This window comes from Pontixanthobacter sp. CEM42 (assembly GCF_017812015.1).
Taxonomy (GTDB): Bacteria; Pseudomonadota; Alphaproteobacteria; order Sphingomonadales; family Sphingomonadaceae; genus Pontixanthobacter.
This window is the reverse complement of sequence record NZ_JADQTN010000002.1, coordinates 214,849-239,057: the sequence shown is the minus strand read 5'-3', so window position 1 is coordinate 239,057 and position 24,209 is coordinate 214,849. Positions and strand designations below refer to the sequence as shown.

The window sequence follows — 24,209 nt, the reverse complement described above, 5'->3', positions numbered from 1 at the left end:
CAAGTCGAGATACTTGACCATTCCCTTGACCGTCCACTTGACCATTGGGGCGGGCCTGCGCCACAGCGCGGAGCAAATGAAATTCGCGTTGGAGTGAGACGAAATGGGTGAGATTTTTCTGGGATTGGGCGGCAACGGCGAGAACCAGTCGCTCGATCTGGGCCGCGCCAACCGCCACGGACTGATTGCGGGTGCGACCGGTACCGGTAAGACTGTCACTCTTCAAGGCATGGCAGAGAGCTTCTCTGCCAATGGCGTTCCGGTTTTTGTCGCTGATGTGAAAGGCGATCTGTCGGGCATATCGATGGCTGGTTCGTCAAAGTTCAAACATGCCGACAAGCTTGAGGGCCGCGCCAAAGAGCTGGGCATGGAGACTTACGAATATTCGGACAATCCGGCGATATTCTGGGACTTATATGGCGAGCAAGGCCACCCGATCCGTACGACCATTTCCGAAATGGGCCCGCTGCTCCTCGCCCGTTTGCTGGATTTGAACGACACACAGGAAGGCGTGTTACAGATCATCTTCCGCTATGCTGATGATAACGGTCTGCTGCTGCTGAACTTCGAAGATTTGCAGTCGATGCTGCTCTATGCCTCGCGAAATTCTAAAGAGCTGTCTTCGGTTTACGGCAATGTCTCCAAGCAAAGCGTAGGCGCAATCCAGCGGCAATTGCTGAGCTTTGAAAGCCAGGGTGCGGACCAATTTTTCGGGGAGCCTGCGCTTGAAATTGATGACTTCCTGAAAACTGACGAGGAAGGGCGTGGTTACATCAACGTCCTCGCTGCAGACAAGTTGATGCGCAGCCCAAAGCTCTACGCGACATTCCTACTGTGGCTGCTGGCTGAACTGTTTGAAACGCTGCCCGAAGTCGGCGATCCGGAGAAACCGAAACTCGTGTTTTTCTTTGATGAGGCACACTTGCTGTTCGATGATGCTCCCAAAGCGCTGGAAGACAAAATCGAGCAAGTCGTGCGTCTGATCCGTTCCAAGGGCGTCGGTGTATTCTTCGTCACGCAAAATCCGATCGATATTCCTGCCGAAGTTGCCGGACAATTGGGTAACCGTGTGCAGCACGCTCTCCGTGCATTCACTCCCAAAGATAAGAAAGCGATCAAAGCTGCGGCTGACACTTTCCGGATCAATCCTGACCTCGATGTCGAGGAAGCGATTACCGAACTGAAAGTTGGTGAAGCGCTGGTGTCGACTTTGCTCGATGATGGCGCGCCGTCGGTGGTTCAGCGGACGCTGATCAAACCACCACGCTCGCGCCTTGGTCCGGTGACCAAGAAAGAACGCGCGAACATCCAGTCGATCAGTCCTGTCGAAGGCAAATATGACGAGGAAGTCGACCGCGAAAGCGCCGAGGAAGTTCTTGCGCAGAAAGCCTCCGACGCTGCCGAAACCGCCAAGGAAGTCGAAGCCAAGGGCGAAGAAGAAGTCCGCAAGCAACCACGCAAGAGCAAGAGCATCTGGGAGAAGGCGTGGAGCCGCGGCGCTAAGGTTGCTGCAGGTTCCGCTGCCGGTGCAGCCGCAGCGGCTGTGCTGGGCAAGAAATCGCGGGCCAATCCGATGAAGTCAGGAGTGACATCGGCGGCTGGTTCAATCGCGACAGATCTGGCCGGGCCGTTGGCTGGCCGCTTTGTGCGTAACCTGATCGGCGGGTTGATGCGCTAACTCGCTTTCAGCAGGTGGTCCTCAAAACTGAGGCGCGGCGCGCCGAATAGATTTGGGAGGGCTTGCCCGGAGATCGATTCAAGCAGTGCATCGCACGCCGACCGATCTGTCGTGTTCAATTCTCGCAGATAGTCGGTTGCTCGCTGCACCATCCATAGACTGAACGGCACTGCAATTCGTTGGCCGATCACTCCTTCGACCGTGAAATCGGCCATGCCGACAGCGCGGGGTAACTCAGTATCGGGATTGGCGGCCAGCCATTCGGCTAGCATGTCTGATACGCGCTCAAGATAGGGTACTTGCTCGTCCATCATCCGCATGAGGATCGGCAGGAGTGTGTCGGGAATCGCGTCATCGGGCAGGAATTCGCCCGATTGCGGCTCTGCCACATCGACCATCCGCCGAACCCATTCGGCCACTCGCGGAGCAAGCCGTTCCATGATCTCGCCCGATGCGGGATCGCGGTAGAGGTGCGCATAAAGCGGGCCGATCAGGCCGAAGTCGCCAATCGATGGGCGTGTGCCGAATAGGAATGGGTGCATTGCAAAATGTGCTTCCAGATCGGCTAGAAGTGCTTCGTAGCTTTGCTCGATTGCCGGAATCGTCGTTTCGTTGATCCCGAGCATAGGCACAAAACCGCGAAACCGCTCGGCAGCTTTCTTGCCAAATGTATACTGCGTTTCCGCATCGGCTTCAGGCACGGCGGTTTTACCGAATTCGCCGTAGACCCACTCCTCATTGTAATTCCAACGATAATGCATCGCCGGGATCACCAACCACTCATCTCCGTAGGTTTCGAGCAGCAAAGCGGCGAGACGTTGCCTGGGCGTATTGGGGTAGACTGACGGTCCTGACGCGTGTTCTTCAAAGTGATCGATGATCTTGGTGGTGTCCTGCAGGATGGTATCATCCTCCGTCTTCACGACCGGAATTACCGAACGTCCGACTTCGGGAATGATAATCTCTTTGTGGATGTCGGGTGTGGCTAGAACCTCGACATAATCGATGCCCTTCCAATCGAGATAGGCGCGGGCTTTCCCTGAGAAGAGTGAGAGCGGGGCGCCGTAGAGAATATGGGGCATTGTAGCGAGATCCTTTGCCGTGTGCGCAAAGGCTAACAGGCTGCTTAGTCAGTCACCAGCGGCAATCGGATTTCCGCGCGCAATCCGCCGCTTGTCCGGTTTTCCAGTGTCAGCGTTCCACCATGTTGTTCCGCGATGGCGCGGGCGAGTGTCAGACCCAGACCGGCGCCGCCCGTGTCGCGATTGCGCGATGCATCGCCGCGCGTGAATGGCTCTAGCATGTCGGCGATCCTGCCCTGGGGAATTCCCGGACCCTGGTCATCCACACGGAGAGTTATGTGGCTGCCTTCTTTGAGGAGTGAGACGTCGGCAGTCGCGCCGTACCGCACGGCATTGCTGATCAGATTGCGCAGGCAGCGCTTCAGCCATGTGACATGCACCGGATGCGCGATCCGCGTTGTCGCGCCAAGCGAAACCGGTTTGCCCATATCTTCGAATTCTTCGACTACTGAGCCGACCAATGCGGAGAGCTCGGCTTTTTCTGGCGCGGTATTGCCGCGACCAACCCGTGCCAGCGAAAGAATGTCGTCGAGCGAGCGGGTAATGTCCTCGATGCTGGCGGCCATCTTGCTACGTTCGGTTTCGTCATCGACGCTTTCGATTCGCACACGCAGGGCCGCTAGAGGTGTCTTGAGGTCATGCCCGATGGCGCCGAGCATCACGTCCTTCTCGTCGAGCAGTGCCGCGATCCGGCTCTCCATCGCATTGTGCGCATTTATCAAGCGGCGGATATCATCCGGACCCTCGGGCTCCATTGGCTCTGGCTGGTCTGCGCCATTTCCGAATGCCTCGGTCTGCTGGGTCAGCGCTTTAAGCGGCTTGGTGATCCGGCGCAGCAGCAAGAAATGCAGACCGACCAGCAGCAGATAGATCAACAGCGTCTGCAGAATAATTGTGCGTAGAGCGCCGCGCTGCGGTGACGGTTTCACGACACGGGCGATCTTCCAATTCTCCTCGCCGCTGATGCGCACACCTGCAACAAGCAGTTTAGTGTTTTCGTTGCCCGGTTGCGATACGCGGCTGAGCAAGCGCGGGCGGGAGCGGACAAACTCATCTGTCTTGGCCAGTCGTTCGAGCACTACGATCTCTTCAACGGCCACGCCTTCGCGTTCCAGAACGCCTGCCAGATCGGCTTCCAATTCCGGCTTGCGGCTCTCACTGGCAAGTAGCGGGGATGTTTCGGATTGTTCGATGCGAACCGCGCGGAGGCGCCTTCCAGGGCGGCCATCATCGAGCATCCGGCGGCGGCGGTCTCCTAGGCTTTCGCCACCACGACCGCCGCGTTGTGCGCGATTTTCGGCTGTGCGTTCGCGGTCGCGGCGCTCAAGCCGGTCGCGCTCTGTAACGATCCGGAATGCTGCCGAATTTAGCGCGACTTCTTCGCGCCTGTTTTCGCCCGCGCGCCATAGGAGTACGGCAGAAATTGTCTGCGCGACCAGAAGTGCAGCGGCCACAGCCAGTAGCATCTGGCCAAGCAGGCTTTTGGGCCACAGCCGCACCGCTCAATCCCGCGTCGCGGCGATGCGGCGGACATCGGCGGCAAGCCGATAGCCCCCGCCGCGAACGGTCTGGATCAGTTCGGGATTACGGCTATCTTGTTCGATCTTGCGGCGCAGGCGGCTGACCTGATTGTCGACCGCACGGTCAAACAGATGCGCCTCGCGGCCTTGCACCATATCGAGCAGCCGATCACGGTCGAGCACTTGGCGTGGATGATCGAGAAAAGCACGCAACAAGCGGAACTCGGCGGTTGAAATGGAGATCAGCGCATCGTCAGGATCAATCAGTCTGCGCTTTAGGGGGTCGAGGCGCCAGCCTTCGAATTCATACAACGCATCCACTTCCGGTTCTGCACTTTGCCGACCAGCCCGTCGCAGGACCGAGCGAATACGCGCGACCAATTCGCGCGGCTCGAAGGGTTTGACGACATAGTCATCCGCACCGATTTCCAGGCCGATTATCCTATCGGTCGGCTCGCCCTTGGCGGTAAGCAGGATCACCGGCAATTCGCGTGCTTCGATCAGGTGCCGGCACAGCGACAGCCCGTCCTCGCCCGGCATCATAATGTCGAGCAGAACCAGATCGGGTGTGAAATCTAGTAGCGCGCTCCGGGCAGCGGCGGCGCTCTCCGCCTCGCGCACTTCGAACCCTTGGCGTGTGAGGTATTCGGCCACAGGTTCGCGCAGGCTGGCTTCGTCGTCCACGACCAGCAGTTGAGTGGGTGCAGAAGTTGGCGCGGTATCAGTCATAATGCTGATACCGCGCCTAGCCGTGTATGGGATGGGCGTTCAAGCACCATCGTGTCAGACCTTAGTTGGTCTGTTGACGCTGACCACGCCGCTCGCCACGCTTACCGCGACGTTCGCCTCGTTTCTCACGCATTTCCCCACGGGCTGCCTGACGTTCTTCTTGAGAAATTACACCATCGCTATTCGTATCTGCCTTTGCAAAGCGCGCAGCCATTGCTGTATCGAATTCGGCGCGGCTGATGGATTTGTCGCCATTGGCGTCAGCCTTTTTTAGCATCGCCATCGCGCGGCCTCCACGACCACCGCGTTTCATCTTGCCGCCGCCACGCTTGCCGCGGCGTTCCATCCGTTCACCGCCGCGTTGACCGCGCTTCGCTTGACGCGCTTCACGGGCTGCATCCATTTCGGCTTGCGAGACTCCGCCGCTATTGTCGGTGTCGAGTTTGGCAAAGCGCTCTGCGCCGCGATTGGCACGCTTTTCAGCGCGTTCGGCTTGGCGTGCTTCGCGGGCAGCGGTCATTTCGGCTTGTGTCAGCTCGCCGTCACCATTGGTGTCCGCTTTGGCAAAACGCTCTGCACGCTTGGCATCGCGGTCGGCGGAATTGAGTACACCATCGCTGTTAACGTCCATCCGCTCGAACATTTTTGCCGCATGGGCATCATGTTCGGCTTGGGTCACGATCTTGTCGCCATCGGTATCCGGCCCGTGCTTGCCCATCTGTTGGGCTGCGAGGGCTGTCCCGCCAGCAAGTGCCAGGGCAGCTGCCGAAACGGTCAGGGTCATTTTTTTGCTCAGTTTACGCATCTCATACTCTCCAATCAAAATTGATTGAGCTGCGGCGACACCCAGTTGGGAGGGGGAGGACTGAAAAGCATCACCGCAACTCGTGATATCCCTTCTAAGGGCCGATTGTCGCAGCAATATCCCGATACAGGCTCGAATTGTCGCAGATTGTCGCAGGTTTGAACAAATGTTCATCTGCGCGAAATCGCCCCAATTCGAGCCCAATCCGAGTCAAGTCCGAGCCAAGTCCGAGCGCAACCCAAGTCGGGGCCTTACCTTTGGCGGTGTTCGGTACCTTGACCGGCAGTGATAAACACCGCCTCGGCAGCTTCGGTGATATTGGCCGTATGCCATACACCGGCCGGATTAATCGCGTATTCACCCGCCGTCAGTGTGAGCTTCGCCTCACCATCGGGCGTTTCCTGAATGAGGTCCATCGAGCCGGAAGTGCAGATCACCACTTCCGATCCGACTGGATGCATTTCCCATACATCCCAGTCGCCTGTGAAGCGGTGCATGCTGACCAGCCGCCCCTCAGCCCCGTCGCCAGCGACCTTCGCGCCGTAATCGGCGTACCACGACATATCGGTGAAAGGGGGCTGCGCCTCGGCAGATGCGCCAAGACCCAGATGGACCCAATTCTCGTTCAGCTTGTGAACTTTGCTCATGCCAGCTCCCTCTCAGACTTTAGGATGTCATCGTAAACACATTCAGCTTGTTGCCGTCCGGATCGCGGAAGTAACCGGCATAGAACCCGTCGTCGCCGCGCGGGCCGGGTGCGCCTTCATCACTGCCACCATTGGCCAACGCAATATCATAGACTGCCTGAACTTTATCGGTGCTGTCGACCATCAGCGCGGCCATCGTACCATTGCCGACGGTAGCAGTCTCTCCATCGAAAGGTTTGGTGGCAGCAATGCCAGGAGCACCGCCCGCATTGCCCCATGCGATAAAGGTGTCGAACTCCATCATCCGGCCGACGCCCATTTCCTTGGCGACAGCATCATAGAATGCCGCTGCGCGCGGCAGATCATTGGTTCCAAGTGTGACATAGCCGAGCATAATATTCCTCCATTGGCGAGCTGCCTTTGCGACTCGTGATGGTGGAACATTAGTAGAACATGCGTCTAGTCACAAGGCCCTTTAAATCGGCTGACAGGCATCCTCCAGCCATGCCAGCACATCGCCATCCAATTGCGGAGCAAGGATTTCACGGGTGGTGGCGTGATAGTCATTCCACCACTGCTTTTCTTCCGCCGTCAGGAGCGACATATCGAGCATGTTGCGCGCCATCGGCACCCAAGTGAGGTTTTCGAAGCCGAGATAGACACCTTCCATGGCGTCGATATCCTGCTCTTCAACCAGCACGAGATTTTCGATCCGGATGCCGAACTCGCCCGCTTTGTAGTAGCCCGGCTCGTTCGACAGGATCATCCCGGCGAACAATTCCTGATTGGTGCCAGCTTGCCCACCGGACAATTTGCCGATCCGCTGCGGACCCTCGTGGACCGCAAGGAAGCTGCCGACGCCGTGACCGGTGCCGTGTGCATAATCAACACCCGCTTCCCACAAATACTGCCGAGCAAATGCATCGAGCTGTCCACCGCTGGTGCCTTGCGGGAAGATCGCACGGGCGATCTGGATATGGCCTTTGAGAACGCGGGTATAGCGGTCGCGGACCTCGTCATTCGGTTCGGCTTTGTCGCCTTCACCGGCAATCCACACGGTGCGGGTGATGTCGGTTGTGCCGTCGAGATATTGCCCGCCCGAATCGCACAGGAACACACTGCCCGGTTCGATATCGCGGTTGCTCTCCTCATCGACACGGTAATGGCACAAAGCACCATTGGGTCCGGAGGCGGAGATTGTGTCGAAGCTTTGATCTTTCAGAACGCCAGTCTCGTCACGGAATTCGCGCAGCTTGGCGACGGCACTCAGTTCGGTCTGGCCGCCTTTGGAGGGTTCGTGCGACAGCCAGTGGAGGAACTTCGCCAGTGCCGCGCCATCGCGCGCCTGCGCATCGCGGTGCCCCTGCTGCTCGACGGGGTTCTTGATCGCTTTGGGCATGATCGCCGGATCGCGCATGGCGACCGTGGTCGCGCCGCCTTCGTCCAGCGCTTGGTAGATCGCCGCGACACCAAAGTCCGGATCAACGGCAACGGTTTTGCCGGCCATGCCTTTAAGTCCGCCGGTGAATTCTGCGCGATCGCGAATGGTCACCGCATTGCCCAGATGCTGTTCTAGCTCTGGTGTGACTTTCTCGGGTGCGATAAATAGCTCAGCGGTCCCGTCCGCATGCGCAATCAAATAGGATAGGGCCACAGGTGTGCGGTCCACATCAGCCCCGCGGATATTGAGCAGCCACGCGACCGAATCCAGCGCAGAAATAACCGCTGAATCCAGCTCCTCCGCTTTCAGCCAATCTGCAATCTCCGCGCGTTTTTCGGCAGAGGATTTGCCTGCGAATTCTTCAGTATGAACGACTGCCGGTGCGGGTGAAGGCGCAGGCTGATCGTCCCATACTGCGTCAATCGGATTGCCATCAGTCGCAACTAGCTCGACACCTTTCTTAGCAAGCGCAGCTGCCAGATCTTGCGCCCAGCCGCGTGAATGGAGCCATGCGTCGTAGCCGATCCGCATGCCTTTCTCGCAACTGGCGATCAGCCATTTGGCGTGGTCAGTCTCAAGCGTGGATTGATATTCGTAGAGATTGCCATCGACCTGATCGCGCACTTGGATCGTGTAACGACCATCGACGAACATCGCGGCAGTGTGTTGCAGTACAATCGCGCTACCGGCTGAGCCACCAAACCCTGTTAGCCAACCAATGCGCTGCGCGTAAGAGCCGACATATTCTGACATATGCTCGTCAGAGATCGGCACAATGAAGCCATCGAGTTCGCGGCGTTTCAATTCCTCGCGCAAGGCGGAGAGACGGGCTTCATGGGTTTGCATCAACATATAAACGGTCCTGAATTGCAATCATTGCTTGTCGCGCTACGTCAGCCGACATAGTTTCATGTGAACCCATTACCAGATGCATCACCATTTCAACAGGGACATCCGCCATGAAGTTTGCGCAAAAATTGATATCGAGCACTGCCATTTCGCTCGCCGCAGTAGTGTTGGCGGCCCCAGTTTTGGCGCAGGATGCCACCCCGAAAGAGGAAACCAGTTTGACCGAATCCAAACTCACTGCCCCGCCCGTCGCTGAGAAGCGCGAGCATTCTTACACACATCACGGCATCACGATTTCCGATCCGTATCATTGGTTGAAGGATCAATCCTATCCGACAATCGATGATGAAGACGTGCTCGACTATGTGAAGGCAGAGAATGCGTGGTTCGAGCAGGAAATGGCTGATCGCAAGCCGCTGGTCGATACGTTGTTTGAAGAGCTCAAAGGCCGCGTGAAAGAGGATGATTCCTCCGTCCCGCAAAAGGATGGCGACTGGGTCTATTGGACCGAAGTTGCAGAAGGTAAAGAATACCGCCTGTGGTATCGTGAGCCAGTGGCTGGCGGCGAGAAGGAACTTCTGCTCGACGAAAACGAGATGGCCGAAGGTAAGGAATATCACCGCCTCGGTGCATTTTCGGTCAGCAAAAACGGCCGTTATCTTGCGTATTCCTATGATGATGACGGGGCAGAACGTTACACCGCCAAGATCAAAGATCTGCAGACCGGTGAATTGCTGGGCGATGAAATTCCGGAAACGCGCACGGGCCTAGTCTGGGCGGCGAATGATACGGTGCTGGTATACGGCAAGGCCAATGAGAACTGGCGCGTGGATAATGTCCGCGTTCACAAGCTGGGCACTTCTGTCGAGGAAGATGTCGAGATTTATAGCGAGCCGGATATCGGCTTCAGCGTTGGCGCGGGTCTGTCAGCCGAAGAAGACTGGCTGATCCTTGGGGCAGGCGACAACGAGACCAGCGAGGTCCGCTTGGTGCGCGCCGACGATCCGTTCGGCGAACAGATCTTGGTCAAAGCGCGCGAGAAGGGAGTTGAATATTCGGTCGATATTCGCGGGCAAACAATGTTCATCCATACCAATGATGATCATGTGAACTTCCGCCTGGCAACAGCATCTTTGGATGCACCGGGCGAATGGACAACCAGCATTGCAGGCTCGGACGAATTCTATCTAACCGATTTCGACCTGTTCAAGGATTTCTACGTCACTGAAGGACGTTTGAATGGCCTCGATCAGGTGCAGGTGCGGTCCTACGATGACGCGTCGAAGATCACGCCCGTCGCGTTTCCGGAGGCAAGCTATTCGGCAGGCCTGTCGAACAATCCCGAATATGATGTGAGCAAGCTGCGACTGACATATGAAAGCATGGTCACGCCGGATTCGGTTTATGATTACCATCTTGCTGACGCCAAGCTGGAACTGCTCAAGCAGCAGGAAATCCCGAGTGGCTATGATGCCTCGTTGTACACCACGGTGCGCGAGACTGTGACCGCGCGCGACGGCACGCAAGTTCCTGTTAGTATTGTGATGCGCAAGGATCGCGCGATGGCCGAAGACGGCAAGCCGGCCCCGCTGCATCTCTATGCCTATGGTGCCTATGGCTACGCAGTGCCTCCGGGCTTCTCGTCCTCCCGCCTGAGCTTGCTTGATCGCGGTGTCGCTTATGCCATCGCGCATATTCGCGGTGGCGATGATCTGGGCCGCAACTGGTATTTGCAAGGCAAGATGAACGAGCGGTGGAACACCTACACTGACTTCGTCGATGTGGCGAAGGGCCTTGCTGCCAAAGGCTACACACGCGAAGGCGAAATCAGCGCCTCTGGCGGTTCTGCTGGCGGCGAGTTGATGGGTGTGGTGGTCAATACCGATCCGAAGCTTTGGAAAGCTGTGGTGGCGGATGTGCCGTTTGTCGATGTGCTGAATACGATGCTCGATACCAGCCTGCCGCTGACCCCGGGCGAATGGCCCGAATGGGGTAACCCGATCGAGAGCAAACAGTCCTTCGTCTATATCCTCAGTTACAGTCCGTATGATCAGGTTGTAGCGCAGGAATACCCGCCGATGCTGGTCACCGCAGGCCTCAACGATCCGCGTGTTACCTATTGGGAGCCGGCCAAATGGGTCGCCAAACTGCGCGACACCAAGACCGACGACAACGAGCTGCTGCTCAAGACCAATATGGGGGCAGGCCATGGAGGCAAGTCGGGGCGTTTCACATCACTGTATGAAGCGGCGGAGGAATATGCCTTTATCCTGAGCCATCACGGGATTGATGAGTGATATATAAAACCCGTTCGGTTCGAGCGAAGTCGAGAACCCGCAAAATGGGTGTCTCGACGACGCTCGACACGAACGGACCGCTGAAATGAAGTTCTCCAAAACCTTCACCGCCGAACCCGAGCACATCGATGTGATGGGGCACGTCAATAATGCGGTGTGGGTCCAGTGGGTGCAGGATATGGCGACCGCGCATTGGGAGGCGGTTGCCGATCCGGTTCATGCAGCGGAGTTTGTATGGCTCGTTGTCCGGCACGAGATTGATTACCGCGGCAATATTACTGAAGGTGAAAGCGTGACCGGCGAAACCTGGATTCCGGGCCCTGCCAAAGGCGCGCAATCGGGGCGCCGCGTTAATTTCCGCAATGCCGAAGGCAAGATCATCGTATCCGCGCTGACCAATTGGGCGATGCTCCACCGCGAAACGCAGCGCCTTGCCCGTATCCGGCCCGAAGTGATCGCGCCATTTCTTCTCGAACAAGAGTAAATCTGATGAGCACATCCGCAATCTTCCAGCCATTGACGCTGCCCAATGGCAGCACGGTTTCCAACCGTCTGTGCAAAGCAGCGATGGAGGAAAATCTGGCAGAACAACCCGGCCAATATCCGGGCGCGCGGCTGTTCTCGCTCTATGACGCATGGGCGAAAGGCGGGGTCGGGATGATCCTGACCGGCAATGTGATGGTTGCGCCATCCTCGCTTACCGGTCCCGGCGGCGTTGTATTGGAAAAGAGCACCGACATCGCGCCGTTCAAACGTTGGGCCGATATTGGCAAGTCGGGCGGAGCGCAGATGTGGATGCAGATCAATCACACTGGCCGCCAGATGTATAAAAATCTGGGTGAGGAAGCGGTATCCCCATCGGATAAGGCGCTCGATCTGGGGAAGCTGTCCTCTCTGTTTGCTGAACCGCGTGCGCTTCAGGAGCATGAAATCGAGGCGATTATCCAGCGCTTCGTCGATACTGCATTGCAGGCTGAAGCGGCTGGTTTCGATGGTGTGCAAATACATTCGGCGCATGGCTATCTTTCGAGCCAATTCCTGTCACCGCTAACCAATCAGCGCACCGATCAATGGGGCGGCAGCTTGGAAAACCGTGCGCGATTCCTGCTGTCCATTGTCGAGCGAGTACGCAAAGCGGTGAAGCTGTCTTTCGGCGTGGCGGTCAAACTCAACTCAGCCGATTTCCAGAAGGGTGGCTTCGAATTCGAAGATGCACGGCAAGTCGTCGAATGGTTGAACGGTTACGGCGTCGATTATGTCGAGCTTTCAGGCGGCTCTTACGAAAGTCCTGCTATGACTGGTACTGAGTCCGATAATTCCACGGGCAAACGCGAAGCATATTTCATCCAATTCGCGCGGGATATCGCCAAAGTTGCTGATATGCCGATCATGGTCACTGGCGGGATTACCAAGCGCTCAACCGCCGAAGATGCGATGGAGCATGATGCGGCAGGATTCGGCGTGGAGATGCTCGGCATTGCCCGCGCGATGGCGTTCAATCCTGACTTGCCGAATGACTGGAAACAGGATCGCTCGCTAGAATTCGAAATGCCTGCGCCAAACTGGTCGAATACCTCGCTGAAGGGTCTCGCAACCATGGCGATCACTAAGGCCCAAATGGGCCGGATGGCGGCGGGCAAGCCGGTGAAGCCGACCATCTCGCCAATTCGTGCGATGCTGTCCGATCAATGGCAGACCGCGCGGCGTGCCAAGAACTATCGGAAATGGCGCGCGGGTAAAGCCTAGGCGGCTGCCTCTTCCTCGTCCGGGTTGGTTGAGAACATCGTCAAGCGCTCATGCATGGTGCGATTTCGCCCGTTTTGCTTGGCTTCGTACAGTAACGTGTCGGCGCGGTGATAAAGGTCGTCCAAGGTTGCTTGTTCCAAGCCAGATGGCCGAATTTCAATCATGCCCATGCTCGCGGTAACGGTCCGGTCCAAGCCTGGCACGTCATGCGCGATACGTGCAGGGATCGCTTGGCGAACGCGCTCAAGCCGCTGCTGGGCATCTTTGCCGCGCGCGATCAGCATGAATTCTTCGCCGCCCATCCGCACAGCGATCATATCGCGTCCGGGCTCGCTGCGTAGCGCGTCGGCAGTGGCTTTGAGCGCGGCGTCTCCGGTCGCATGACCGAACTGGTCGTTTATCTCTTTGAAGCGGTCCAGATCGATCAGAGCGATGGTATTGAAGCCGTCCTGCTTCAGCTTGGCAAAGCGGCGGTCGATCATCCGGCGATTGAACAGGTTTGTGAGTGGATCACGCTCTGCGGTTTTCTTGAGCACGTCGGTTTGGATGACCGCTCTGTCACGTTCGACCCGCATCGCTAAGAACCGGTCGGCGACACCGATGGCGATAATCACCACTTCTGCGCCAAGTGCCAGATAGAGCAATTGATCGAGCGTCGATGGTCCGGTGTAGACATCCATACCGCGCAGCAGCCGGTCAGTGGCGGCGAAGATGATCGGGAGCCACGCCCCGGCAAGGAATTTCGCACTGCGGCTTCCGCGGATCAGGGCGATCAATAGGCAAGCTGTGTAAACCGCGATTACTGGAATGAACGCCACGAAATAGGCCGTGTCATCGAACGCTTGCGTGGCTTCAAGCTGGAGCGAGAAGAAACCAGGCACCAGCAGCACCCACCAGCCGCACCATCGTATAAGATTGCGCATTGACGGCGGGATCGCATCCTCTTCGAGAAATTCGACCATGAAGAATGCGCCTAGCGCGACACCCACTGCCCACAGTAATGGACCGAGAATGGCCATCGTCGTGACCGACACTTCGGTGAAGATTGTGATCACACCGCCAGCGAACAGGACGTAGCCGATCATCGTTGCAACCATGCCCGCATGGATCATCACGAACCGTTCGCGCAGAACGACAAAGAAACTCAGATCAAAGATCAGTGGTGAGATCAGTATGCCGACAATTAGCACCAGCAACATGACATTGATCTGCGTCCATTCGGCACCATCAGGTGTCGTGGAGAGGCGCGCTTCGGACAGCATTGTTACGCTATGCGGACCCTCGATCCGCGCGACGACTTCGGTGGTTTCCGAACCTATCTCTGGCAGCTCCAGCGTGAACACCGGGCCGGCCGCAATCGGGCGCGCGTCCTGCGGTGTGTAAGTGATGCTGTCGACCCAGCCATCGGCGTCATGGGCAATTAAGGTGATCGATTGGAAACGGCTGATCCGGGTGAAGAAGCTTACCGGAGCAACGCCGTCCTGCCATTCGCTTGCGTCGAAGCGCAGATATGTGACTTGCTGTCCACTGGCATAATCTGCGTCGGAACAATCCCAACGCTGCGGATCGGCAATGACTTCTACCGCATCGATTGTGACAGAGGCCACTGCAGAGCAGCTTGGCGCATAACTAATATTGTCGTGTCGTTCACCAGCATATGCCGGGCTGACGTAAGTCAGCGCCGTGCACAGGGCCATCATCAGGCAACGGGCGAATATATTTCCCACCGCGCATGGATAGCGCGACGGCGTTTATATCTCGTAAACCCTATACTATGCTGTTTTTAAGCAATAATTTCTGACGTCGGAGTGAAGTCATAGCCCAATTCTTCGGCCACGGCTTGATATGTCACCTTGCCCTCGTGGACATTGAGACCTTCGGCGAGGTGCGGATCGCGGCGCATTGCCTCTTTCCAGCCATCGCGTGCCATTCGCAGCGCATGCGGCAAAGTCACATTGTTCAGCGCGTAAGTGCTGGTCCGCGCAACCGCGCCCGGCATGTTGGCGACGCAGTAGTGGACAATGTCGTCAACCACATAGGTTGGATCGGCATGGGTGGTGGCTTTCGATGTTTCGAAGCACCCGCCCTGGTCGATTGCGACATCGACCAGAACCGCACCTGGCTTCATCTCTTTCAGCAATTCGCGGCTGATGAGCTTCGGCGCGGCGGCACCTGGTATCAGGACCGCGCCGATGACCAGATCGGCCTGGCGCACGGCATCTTCCAGATTGGTCTTGTTCGAGAACCGCGTGCTCGCGCGCGCTTCGAAGAAGGTACCGACTTTCTCCAGCACTTCGGGGTCGCGGTCGAGGATTTCGACATCACCGCCGAGACCGACCGCCATCTGCGCTGCATTAAAGCCGACTACGCCGCCGCCGATGACGACAACTTTGCCGGGTAGAACGCCGGGTACGCCGCCGACGAGTACACCGCGTCCACCGTGGGCTTTTTCCAGTGCCGTCGCGCCAGCTTGAATACTCATCCGGCCAGCGACTTGGCTCATGGGTTTAAGTAGGGGCAGTATACCGCCTTTGCCCGTCACCGTTTCATAGGCGATCGCAGTCACGCCCGATTTCACCAAATCGGCGGTTTGCTCCGGATCGGGCGCGAGATGGAGGTAGGTGTAAAGGATCTGGCCTTCGCGCAGTTTGGCGCGTTCGATAGCTTGGGGTTCTTTGACCTTTACCACCATTTCGCATTCGGCGAAGATCGGATCGGGGCCGTCGACAATCTTGCAGCCCGCATCACGATATTCATCGTCTGTCGCACCGATACCCATGCCCGCGCCGCTCTGGATCCAGACGTCATGTCCGTTGACGCCCAATTCGCGGGCGCTTTCAGGCGTCAGGCCGACGCGATATTCGTGATTTTTGATCTCTGAGGGGCAACCGATACGCATTGGGGGAGGTCTCCTGAATATGCTTGATAGTTACAACTGAAACGAGATTCGAACAAGAGATGTTCTACCCAGCTCTCCGCGAGGTTACTTTTCCACAGTCGCCAAACTGTCACATTAGCGACATATCGGCGTCGGGAAAGTTTCACAGATATGTAAAGGTACTGACGATGACACTACGAGCCAGTGCAACGGGATCTGCACTCGCATTCGCTTTCGCATGTGGTTGGGCGCAGCCCGCAATGGCGCAGAACGCGCCGACTGTTCAGGAAGAACTTGCAGAAATGCGCGCCGAAATGGCGGCGATGGCTCAGCGGATCGAAACGCTGGAAGGCGAGCTTGAAGAAGCGGAAAGCACTATCGAAGCGGTTGCTGTTAAGGCAGCGACACCGCCGCCACCTGCTCCCATGCCGCCAGTGCCACCCGCGCCCGAACCGGATACAGAAGTCACTTGGAAAGGTGCTCCGGAGATTTCTGGCAAAGGCGGCTGGAGCTTCAAGCCGCGTGGTCGTTTGCAATATGATGCCGGCATCGTCAGTGCGCCCTCATCAACGGGACGTGACGATGGTTTCGGCAACGATATTCGCCGAGCGCGCCTCGGTGTCGCTGGCGATATGCCAGGTGGCTTCGGTTACAAGTTTGAAGTCGACGTTGCGAATAGCGACCTCGCGGTGACCGACGCGATCATCTCCTATGAGGCAGGTGATCTCGATATCATGGTCGGCCAGTTCAACAATTTTCAGTCGTTGGAAGAGCTGACCAGTTCGCTTCATACCACCTTTATTGAGCGCGCCGCTTACACCGATGCGTTCAACTTTATTCGCCGTGTTGGCGTTGGTGTCCAATACGGCTCCGGTGATGTGCTGCTGCAAGGCGGCGTCTTCACTGACAATATGGATCGGCTTTCCAACGATGCGTGGAGCGCCAATGGCCGCGTAGTGTACATGCCGAAGATCGGTAACAGTCAGCTGCACCTGGGCGGAACGATCAATTACCGTGAAGTCGATCCCGGCTCGACGGTGCGCTATCGCCAGCGCCCGCTGGTCGCTTTCACCAGCGAGCGCTTTATCAACACCGGCAATTTCGCTGCTGATAGCGAGCTGTCTTACGGCGTTGAAGGTGCGTTTGTCTCCGGCCCGTTCCACGCTGCGGCTGAGGGCTACTGGCGCCGGGTCAACCGTCCGATGATGCTTGCCGATCCGACATTCTTCGGCGGTTATGCCGAAGTCGGTTACTTCCTGACCGAGGGCGATACGCGCGGGTACAAAGGCGGCAAGTTTGACCGTACCAAGCCTGCCAATCCGGTTGGCGAAGGCGGTATGGGTTCGGTCCAGATCAATGCCCGTTATGACCGGCTTGATTTGTCGGACAGCGGAATTGTCGGCGGAACGCAGGACGGCTTCTTTCTATCACTGATCTGGAAGCCGACCGACTGGGTTCTGTTCCTCGCGAATTACGGTCGGCTTGAGTATGATCAGGCCGTATTCCCGACTGCAGGCGGTGACACATCATATGGTGTCGATGTCGTCGGGGTTCGCGCTCAAATCGACTTCTAGTTTGTCATATTCGCGTCACACAGTGCCGATAGGCGCTGGTGCAACATATTCTGACAGGGATTATTATTATGCGTTTGATTTCCAAATTTTCGCTCGTCGCGGTGTCCGCTCTGGCTGTTGCTGCGTGTTCTGACACTGCAGTAGAACCGGTCCACGTAGTCGGCTCTTCGACCGTCTTCCCGTTTGCCAAAGTTGTTGCTGAAAATGCAGCGCTGAACAATGCAGGCATGACTGGCCCGCTGATCGAATCCAATGGCAGCGGCGGCGGAATCAAGCAGTTTTGCGCGGGCGTTGGTAACGACACTCCGGATATCGCCAACGCATCGCGCCGGATGAAAGCATCTGAATTTGCGACATGCCAAGAAAACGGCGTGACCGACGTCATTGAAATCCAGGTCGGCCTCGACGGAATTGCTTTTGCGTCGGCGCAAGGCGGCATTACCATGAACCTGACGCCAGAGATCGTCTACAAGGCACTGGCCAAAGCACCATTTGGCGGCGAGCAGACCGCTGAAACATGGGCTGATGTTGATCCGTCACTCCCTGCCGAGCCCATCCTCGTATATGGCCCGCCATCGACATCGGGCACGCGTGATGCGCTGAAAGAGCTGGTTCTGGAAGCTGGCTGCAAGACCAACCCAGAGATGCAAGCTCTGAAAGAAAGCGACGAAGACCGCTACGACCAAGTTTGCACCGAAGTGCGCGGTGACGGCAAATTCGTTGATCAGGGTGAGAATGACAATCTGATCGTCCAGAAGATCGGCGGCAATGACAAAGCGGTCGGTGTATTCGGTTACTCTTACCTCGAAGAGAATGCTGACAAGGTCCAGGGCCTACCAATGAATGGCAGCGACCCGACTTATGAGAATATCTCCAGCTTCGCTTACCCCGGTGCGCGTCCGCTCTACATGTATGTGAAGAAGCAGCATATCGGCCAAATCCCGGGTCTTGATGTGTTTCTCGCCGAATGGGCGAAGAGCTGGGACAAAGATGGCCCACTCGCAAAAATCGGCTTGGTTGCATCGCCTGATGATGTCCGCGCCGAAAATGTCAAAAAGACCACCGAGTTCATGACTCTGACGGCTGACGATTTGAAGTAAGCTGGTCATATCCGGCGGGCCTCGCCTCCGGACAACTGACATTCACAGAAGGGCCTCGCCATTTGGCGGGGCCTTTACTGTTTGAAAGTTCTTCCCTTTTTCCGACGAGAACATATAGTGAACTAATGGGTTCGCTATCAACAATCGAAAAGCTCGGCATTCTGGCCGACGCGGCCAAATATGATGCCTCCTGCGCGTCATCGGGAACGGCGAAGAAGAACTCGCTTGGTGGAGAGGGTATCGGCTCGACTGAGGGGATGGGGATTTGCCATGCCTATGCGCCAGACGGTCGATGTATCTCGCTGCTCAAAATTCTGCTGACCAATCACTGCATCTTTGATTGCCATTATTGTATCAACCGCAAGAGCAGCAATGTCCGCCGCGCGCGCTTCACACCTCAGGAAGTTGCCGATCTGACGATCAGTTTTTACAAGCGGAATTATATTGAGGGGCTGTTCCTGTCCTCAGGCATTATCAAGAGTTCCAACTTCACCATGGAGCAAATGGTGGAGGCTGCACGAATCTTGCGCGAGGAATATGATTTTCGCGGTTACATTCATCTCAAGACCATTCCCGAAGCTGATCCGGAGTTGGTGCATCAGGCGGGGCTCTATGCCGATCGCGTGTCGATCAATGTCGAGCTGCCGACGCGCAAAGGGCTGACGCGGCTCGCGCCCGATAAGGATGCCAGCCAAATCGAGGGCGCGATGGGTAAGGTCAAATCGGACATCGTCGAAGCCAAGGACGCCAAGAAACGTTTCAAACATGCGCCACGTTTTGCGCCCGCTGGTCAATCGACGCAAATGATCGTTGGCGCAGATACGGCGAGCGATTCCGACATCGTTGGACGTGCAAGTAAGCTTTACGGAGGCTTTCGTTTGCGGCGGGTCTATTATTCGGCCTTCAGCCCTATTCCTGATGCCAGCGCAGTCCTGCCGCTCAAACGCCCACCCTTGATCCGCGAGCACCGGCTGTATCAGTCGGACTGGTTGATGCGGTTCTACGGCTATCAAGCGCGCGAGGTTCAGCAAGCCACCGGAGAGGATGGCAATTTGCCGCTCGATATCGATCCCAAGCTGGCATGGGCGCTGAAGTTTCGGTCCATGTTCCCGCTCGATGTAAACCGCGCACCGCGAGAGCAATTGCTGCGTGTCCCCGGCTTGGGTGTGACTGCAGTAAACCGGATCATCGCCGCACGGCGACACCGGACTTTGCGGCTGGACGAAGTGGGTAAACTCACAGTCTCGATTGCCAAAGTACGGCCTTTTATCTGCGCAGCCGATTGGCGACCGACGGCGCTGACTGATCGCGCTGATCTGCGCAAAATGCTCGCACCAAAGCAGGAGCAGTTGGAGCTATTTGCGGCATGAACATGCTGCAATCTGCTGCTGATCGAAAACACTATTCGGTCATTATGTCCCGCGCCGATGATTTTGATTGCTGGCGCGATCAAGCACGACGCTTGGTGCGCTGTGGGATCGCGCCCGAGCGCGTGATGTGGACCGAACCTGGCGGGTTGGGCGATCTCTTCTCGGCCGGTTCTCGCGATGGTGAGGCACTGCCTGAGCCGCCCGCCAATGCCCCGCATGCGCGGGCAAGCAAACGCTTTGTGTCCGTGGCTCGTAACGCGATCCTGCACAGCGATCCCGAGCGATTTGCGCTGCTTTACCGGTTGCTGTGGCGGCTACAGTCCAATCCGCGGATTATGGAGGACAAGACCGACAGTGACGTGCGCAGGATCGAAGATCTGGCCAAGAGCGTCCGCCGCGATAGCCACAAGATGCACGCCTTCGTGCGCTTTCGCGAAGTGCAGGATGAAGACGGCACGGAGCACTACGTCGCTTGGTTCGAGCCGGACCATCATATCGTCCGTGCCAATGCTGGGTTCTTTAAGCGCCGCTTCGCTAATATGCATTGGTCGATACTGACGCCGAAAGGGTGCATCCATTGGGACGGCAAGACTGTCCGTGAAAGCCCGCCTGCTCAGCGGAGCGATGCGCCGGATAATGATCCGACCGAAGACTTCTGGCGCAAATACTATGCTTCGATCTTCAATCCCGCGCGATTGAAAGTCGGCGCGATGATGAGCGAGATGCCCAAGAAATATTGGAAGAACATGCCCGAGGCGGAGCTGATCCCTGAATTGATCGCGGGTGCACAATCTCGCGAAGCACAGATGGTCGATGCCGGGGCGATAGAACACGAAGCCCGGCCGGAGACCTTGGAAGCGATCGAGCGCGCGATCAGTGCTTGTCGGAATTGCGAAATTGGCGAGCTGGCAAATCAGGCGGTGATGGGCGCGGGACCACAGGATGCTGCGCTGATGATAGTGGGCGAACAGCCTGGTGATCAGGAAGATCAGTCAGGACGCCCGTTTGTGGGGCCTGCCGGTCAATTGCTCGATGTGCATCTGAGCGAGGCCGGAATCGCGCGCGACCGGGCCTATGTCACCAATGCAGTGAAGCACTTCAAATATGTCCAGCGCGGCAAGTGGCGCATTCACCAGACGCCCACTGCCAAAGAAGTCGATACCTGCCGCTGGTGGGTTGAGGCCGAGCGCGACGCGGTGAAGCCGAAGCTGATCCTAGCGTTGGGCGCGAGTGCAGCGCGCGCAATGCTGGGTAAGACCGTCAGCATTAATTCGGTGCGCGGTCAGCCTATCGCATTGGATGACGGGAGCGAGCTATGGATTAGCGCGCACCCATCCTATCTGCTTCGCCTTGATGGAGACGCGCGTAAGCAGCAAGAACAGCTATTCCAGAATGATCTATCGGAAGTGCGGGAGCGGCTAAGCCAAATCGCTGCTTAAAGCGGATTACCATCCTGATCGCGGAAGATTTCGCGGCGACCAACATGGTTTGCGGGTCCGACCAGCCCTTCGCTTTCCATGCGTTCAATCCATTTCGCAGCAGTGTTATACCCGACACCCATTTGACGTTGGAGCCAGCTTCCAGAGGCTTTCTGGTTTTCGATCACAATCTGGCAGGCTTGGCGATATTTGCGTTCCGCCGGATCGTCGCTGGCGGTTAGCTCGTCTTCGAAAGAGAGACCGCCGCCATCTTCGGGTTCTTCGGTGACGGCATCCACATATTCGGGCTTGCCCTGCGTGCGCCAGTGGTCAGCGACGGCCTCGACTTCCTCATCCGAAACAAACGGGCAGTGCACACGCACCATCGCGCCGCTGTTGGGCTTGTAGAGCATGTCGCCCTTGCCCAGTAGCTGCTCACTACCTTGCTCGCCCAGAATGGTGCGGCTGTCGATCCGGCTGGTGACTTTGAAACTGATCCGCGTGGGTAAGTTGGCCTTGATCACGCCGGTAATGACATCGACCGACGGGCGCTGTGTCGCCATGATGAGGTGAATACCTGCGGCGCGCGATTTCTGGCTTAGGCGCTGGATTAGAACTTCGATTTCCTTGCCGACGGTAACCATCAAATCGGCCAGTTCGTCCACGATCAGCACGATCTGCGGCAATGGCTCGTAATCGAGCTGTTCTTCTTCGTAGATCTCTTCGCCCGTCTCTGGATCGAAGCCCGTCTGAACGCGGCGGCCAAGTGGTTTGCCTTTGGCAATGGCCGTGCGGACCTTGTCGTTGAAACCGGCGATATTGCGCGAATTGACGCTGCTCATCATCCGGTAGCGGCGCTCCATTTCCTCAACCGCCCATTTGAGCGCGCGGACTGATTTGTGCGGCTCGGTAACCACCGGACTCAGCAGATGCGGGACATCCTCATAGACGCTGAGTTCGAGCACTTTAGGATCGATCAGGATCAAACGGCACTCGGCAGGTGTAAAGCGGTACAGCAGGCTCAGCAGAATACAGTTGAGACCAACCGACTTACCCGAGCCGGTAGTACCCGCAACCAGCAAGTGCGGCATAGCGGCAAGGTCGGCAACGATTGGCTCGCCTGCGATATCTTTACCCAGAATGATCGGCAGTGCGCCCTTGGCGTCGGCGAAGTCCTCGCAAGCGGCGAGCTCTTTCAGAACCACCATTTGCCGGTCGGCATTGGGCAGTTCGATACCCATTACTGTCTTGCCCGGTATCGGCGAAACGCGTGCGCTGATCGCAGACATGTTCCGCGCGATATCTTCAGCGAGACCAATGACTCGCGCCGCCTTAATGCCCGGCGCAGGCTCCAACTCGTACATCGTCACGACCGGGCCGGTGCGAACGGCGGTAATCTCGCCCTTTACGTTGAAATCATCGAGCACCGTTTCGAGTAGCCGGGCATTGCGTTCGAGAGCCAGCTTGTCGAGCTTGGGTGCATTGTCCTCTGGCGGCTCGGCCAGCAAATCGAGGCTTGGTAGGGCGTAATCCGCGAACATATCGCCCTGCTTGGCTTTGGCGAGCTGCGCCTTCTTGGGCGGCTTGGTTGGGTCGGTAATCTTAGGCGCGCGACGCGGCGAAGCATCGATAACGGGCTCGGGCTCGTCCTCTTCTTTCGCGGCCTTCGCCTTCTTGCGCTTGGGGATTACCGGGATGTCGATATCGCCAAGCGATGGTGCACGTTTGAGGAAGTTCGGTAGCGTCAACAGTCGCGCCCAATCGATCGCGAAGACACGGGTTACCAGCGCGGTACCGCCCGCGAGGCTGAGTAACGCCAGCGCCAATATGATCCAACCATGCGCACCTTCGGGAAAACGTCCAGCGATTGCCTCGGTCGCACTGGCACCAAGCAAGCCTGTCGTGCCGCCAAGCGTCGCGGGCAAAGTGCCGCCCGGACCATCGAAGGCCAGCGAAAGAACGGTGCCGAGCAGTGCCATCGCCAACAGCAGCATACCGACCGGCGCCCACCAGCGGGTGTCATTGTCGACATCTTCCTCTTCGACATCGCGCCATAATTTGCGAGCGAATACATAAAGCAAGGGGAGCAACAGCACGCCTGGCAGGCCGAGGACGAGGAACACCATGTCCGCGCTCCATGCGCCTGCGCTACCCATCCAGTTCGCGACTTCATTGGTGGCCGCCGCGGTGGAGGAACTCGGGTCAGTCTGCGTGTAGCTGGCCAGCGATAGGCCGAGGAATAGCATCCCGCCGAACAGAACCACCGCTCCGCCCATTTGCGCGGCACGGCGGAAGGACCGCCGCCACGCGGCGCGCCAGTCTGCTTTTTGCGATTTTCCGATGGCGCGGCTGGCCATAATGTACCCCTAATGATCCGTCTGCAGGCACCATGGACTCTCGGGGAGTCGCGCGTCAAGAAACCTATCGACGAACCGAATCCGAAATCTGCTCGAATGGGTGTGAGTCAGGTGTCAGACCAGATGTCAGGCCAGATGTCAGGAAAGCCCATCGATCGCGGCCCATCGCGGCCAATTCAGCCGCTGGGCATTCTGCCGAGTCATTCCGCCGAGCGCGATAATGGGGGCCTTGGCCTTGTTCGCAAGCATACGAAAACGGAGAGAGCCGAGCGGTTTTGCTTCGGCATGAGAGCGGGTCGCAAAAACGGGCGAGAGCAGGATTGCGTCGGCACCAGCACGATCTGCCGCAACGATTTCCTTCCAATCATGCGCCGCGATGAGTTTCAGAAGGCGGTCGTCCGTGGGCATTCGCTGTGATGCTCCGTAGACCCCATCGGCCTTCCATTGCTTCGCCTTCACTGGCGAGTCCGAGAGAATGACCAAATGGCTATGTTTGCGCGCCACCTCTGCGAGCGCCGCATAACGTTTGCGACGTTCGGGTCCTCCAAGGTGATAGTGCCGGTAGATAAAGCCCGATCCGCGCGGCAGCTTGGCCAGTGCATCTTCCAGCACCGCATCATTTCGCGCGTCGCTGAGTAGCCATAGATCGGGCAACGCCTTGCGGTCGGGGTCAGGACAGGTCTGGTCTTGCTGCACGTGGGCGTTATAGCGGCGCGAT

General features: G+C 57.5%; 19 protein-coding genes. 8 read left to right on the top strand and 11 right to left on the bottom strand.

What is annotated here, in order from left to right; translation table 11 throughout:
• Positions 1–103 precede the first annotated feature (103 nt).
• Entirely contained in the window at positions 104–1,678 is a 1,575-nt protein-coding gene (locus J9777_RS11130; RefSeq protein WP_209348905.1) for a helicase HerA-like domain-containing protein, read from the top strand.
• Here J9777_RS11130 and J9777_RS11125 read toward each other — a convergent pair.
• The 7 genes from J9777_RS11125 to J9777_RS11095 form a co-directional block, all read right to left on the bottom strand.
• Entirely contained in the window at positions 1,675–2,760 is a 1,086-nt protein-coding gene (locus J9777_RS11125; RefSeq protein WP_209348904.1) for a glutathione S-transferase, read from the bottom strand. The two genes, J9777_RS11130 and J9777_RS11125, sit on opposite strands and share 4 nt — an antisense overlap.
• Positions 2,761–2,804: 44 nt before the next feature.
• On the bottom strand, positions 2,805–4,259 hold the full coding sequence (locus J9777_RS11120; RefSeq protein WP_348631994.1) for an ATP-binding protein: 1,455 nt from the start codon (positions 4,257–4,259) through the stop codon (positions 2,805–2,807).
• Positions 4,260–4,262: 3 nt separating this feature from the next.
• Complete coding sequence (locus tag J9777_RS11115; protein ID WP_209348903.1) at positions 4,263–5,009, bottom strand: response regulator; 747 nt, start codon at positions 5,007–5,009, stop codon at positions 4,263–4,265.
• Between the two features lie 61 nt (positions 5,010–5,070).
• Complete coding sequence (locus J9777_RS11110) at positions 5,071–5,814, bottom strand: hypothetical protein (protein ID WP_245228712.1); 744 nt, start codon at positions 5,812–5,814, stop codon at positions 5,071–5,073.
• A gap of 251 nt (positions 5,815–6,065) precedes the next feature.
• Positions 6,066–6,461 (bottom strand): cupin domain-containing protein, encoded by a 396-nt coding sequence (locus J9777_RS11105; protein ID WP_209348902.1) that lies wholly within the window; start codon positions 6,459–6,461, stop codon positions 6,066–6,068.
• Positions 6,462–6,480: 19 nt separating this feature from the next.
• On the bottom strand, positions 6,481–6,855 hold the full coding sequence (locus J9777_RS11100) for a VOC family protein (protein WP_209348901.1): 375 nt from the start codon (positions 6,853–6,855) through the stop codon (positions 6,481–6,483).
• Positions 6,856–6,936: 81 nt separating this feature from the next.
• Entirely contained in the window at positions 6,937–8,754 is a 1,818-nt protein-coding gene (locus J9777_RS11095) for an aminopeptidase P family protein (protein ID WP_209348900.1), read from the bottom strand.
• 107 nt (positions 8,755–8,861) lie between these two features.
• Between J9777_RS11095 and J9777_RS11090 the strand changes: the two genes are divergently transcribed.
• The 3 genes from J9777_RS11090 to J9777_RS11080 all read left to right on the top strand — a co-directional run bounded on the left by J9777_RS11090 (position 8,862) and on the right by J9777_RS11080 (position 12,794).
• Positions 8,862–11,048 carry a S9 family peptidase gene (locus J9777_RS11090; protein WP_209348899.1) on the top strand — a complete coding sequence of 729 codons (2,187 nt, stop codon included), beginning with the start codon at positions 8,862–8,864 and terminating at the stop codon, positions 11,046–11,048.
• 85 nt (positions 11,049–11,133) lie between these two features.
• Complete coding sequence (locus J9777_RS11085) at positions 11,134–11,532, top strand: acyl-CoA thioesterase (protein WP_209348898.1); 399 nt, start codon at positions 11,134–11,136, stop codon at positions 11,530–11,532.
• 5 nt (positions 11,533–11,537) lie between these two features.
• Positions 11,538–12,794, top strand: coding sequence for an NADH:flavin oxidoreductase/NADH oxidase family protein (locus J9777_RS11080; RefSeq protein ID WP_209348897.1), 1,257 nt, complete (start codon positions 11,538–11,540; stop codon positions 12,792–12,794).
• Here J9777_RS11080 and J9777_RS11075 read toward each other — a convergent pair.
• Positions 12,791–14,494 (bottom strand): diguanylate cyclase, encoded by a 1,704-nt coding sequence (locus J9777_RS11075; protein ID WP_209348896.1) that lies wholly within the window; start codon positions 14,492–14,494, stop codon positions 12,791–12,793. The genes J9777_RS11080 and J9777_RS11075 overlap by 4 nt on opposite strands.
• 83 nt (positions 14,495–14,577) lie before the next feature.
• Positions 14,578–15,693 carry an alanine dehydrogenase gene (gene ald, locus J9777_RS11070; RefSeq protein ID WP_209348895.1) on the bottom strand — a complete coding sequence of 372 codons (1,116 nt, stop codon included), beginning with the start codon at positions 15,691–15,693 and terminating at the stop codon, positions 14,578–14,580.
• Positions 15,694–15,860: 167 nt separating this feature from the next.
• Between ald and J9777_RS11065 the strand changes: the two genes are divergently transcribed.
• The 4 genes from J9777_RS11065 to J9777_RS11050 all read left to right on the top strand — a co-directional run bounded on the left by J9777_RS11065 (position 15,861) and on the right by J9777_RS11050 (position 21,155).
• Positions 15,861–17,246, top strand: a complete 1,386-nt coding sequence (locus tag J9777_RS11065; RefSeq protein WP_209348894.1) for a porin — start codon at positions 15,861–15,863, stop codon at positions 17,244–17,246.
• Between the two features lie 68 nt (positions 17,247–17,314).
• On the top strand, positions 17,315–18,346 hold the full coding sequence (locus J9777_RS11060) for a substrate-binding domain-containing protein (RefSeq protein WP_209348893.1): 1,032 nt from the start codon (positions 17,315–17,317) through the stop codon (positions 18,344–18,346).
• A 125-nt stretch (positions 18,347–18,471) separates the two neighbouring features.
• Positions 18,472–19,716 carry a putative DNA modification/repair radical SAM protein gene (locus J9777_RS11055; protein WP_209348892.1) on the top strand — a complete coding sequence of 415 codons (1,245 nt, stop codon included), beginning with the start codon at positions 18,472–18,474 and terminating at the stop codon, positions 19,714–19,716.
• Entirely contained in the window at positions 19,713–21,155 is a 1,443-nt protein-coding gene (locus J9777_RS11050; protein WP_209348891.1) for a UdgX family uracil-DNA binding protein, read from the top strand. Before J9777_RS11055 ends, J9777_RS11050 begins: the two co-directional genes overlap by 4 nt.
• Here J9777_RS11050 and J9777_RS11045 read toward each other — a convergent pair.
• Entirely contained in the window at positions 21,152–23,491 is a 2,340-nt protein-coding gene (locus J9777_RS11045; protein ID WP_209348890.1) for a DNA translocase FtsK 4TM domain-containing protein, read from the bottom strand. The genes J9777_RS11050 and J9777_RS11045 overlap by 4 nt on opposite strands.
• Positions 23,492–23,629: 138 nt before the next feature.
• Complete coding sequence (locus J9777_RS11040) at positions 23,630–24,187, bottom strand: thiamine phosphate synthase (RefSeq protein ID WP_209348889.1); 558 nt, start codon at positions 24,185–24,187, stop codon at positions 23,630–23,632.
• Between the last annotated feature and the right edge of the window lie 22 nt (positions 24,188–24,209).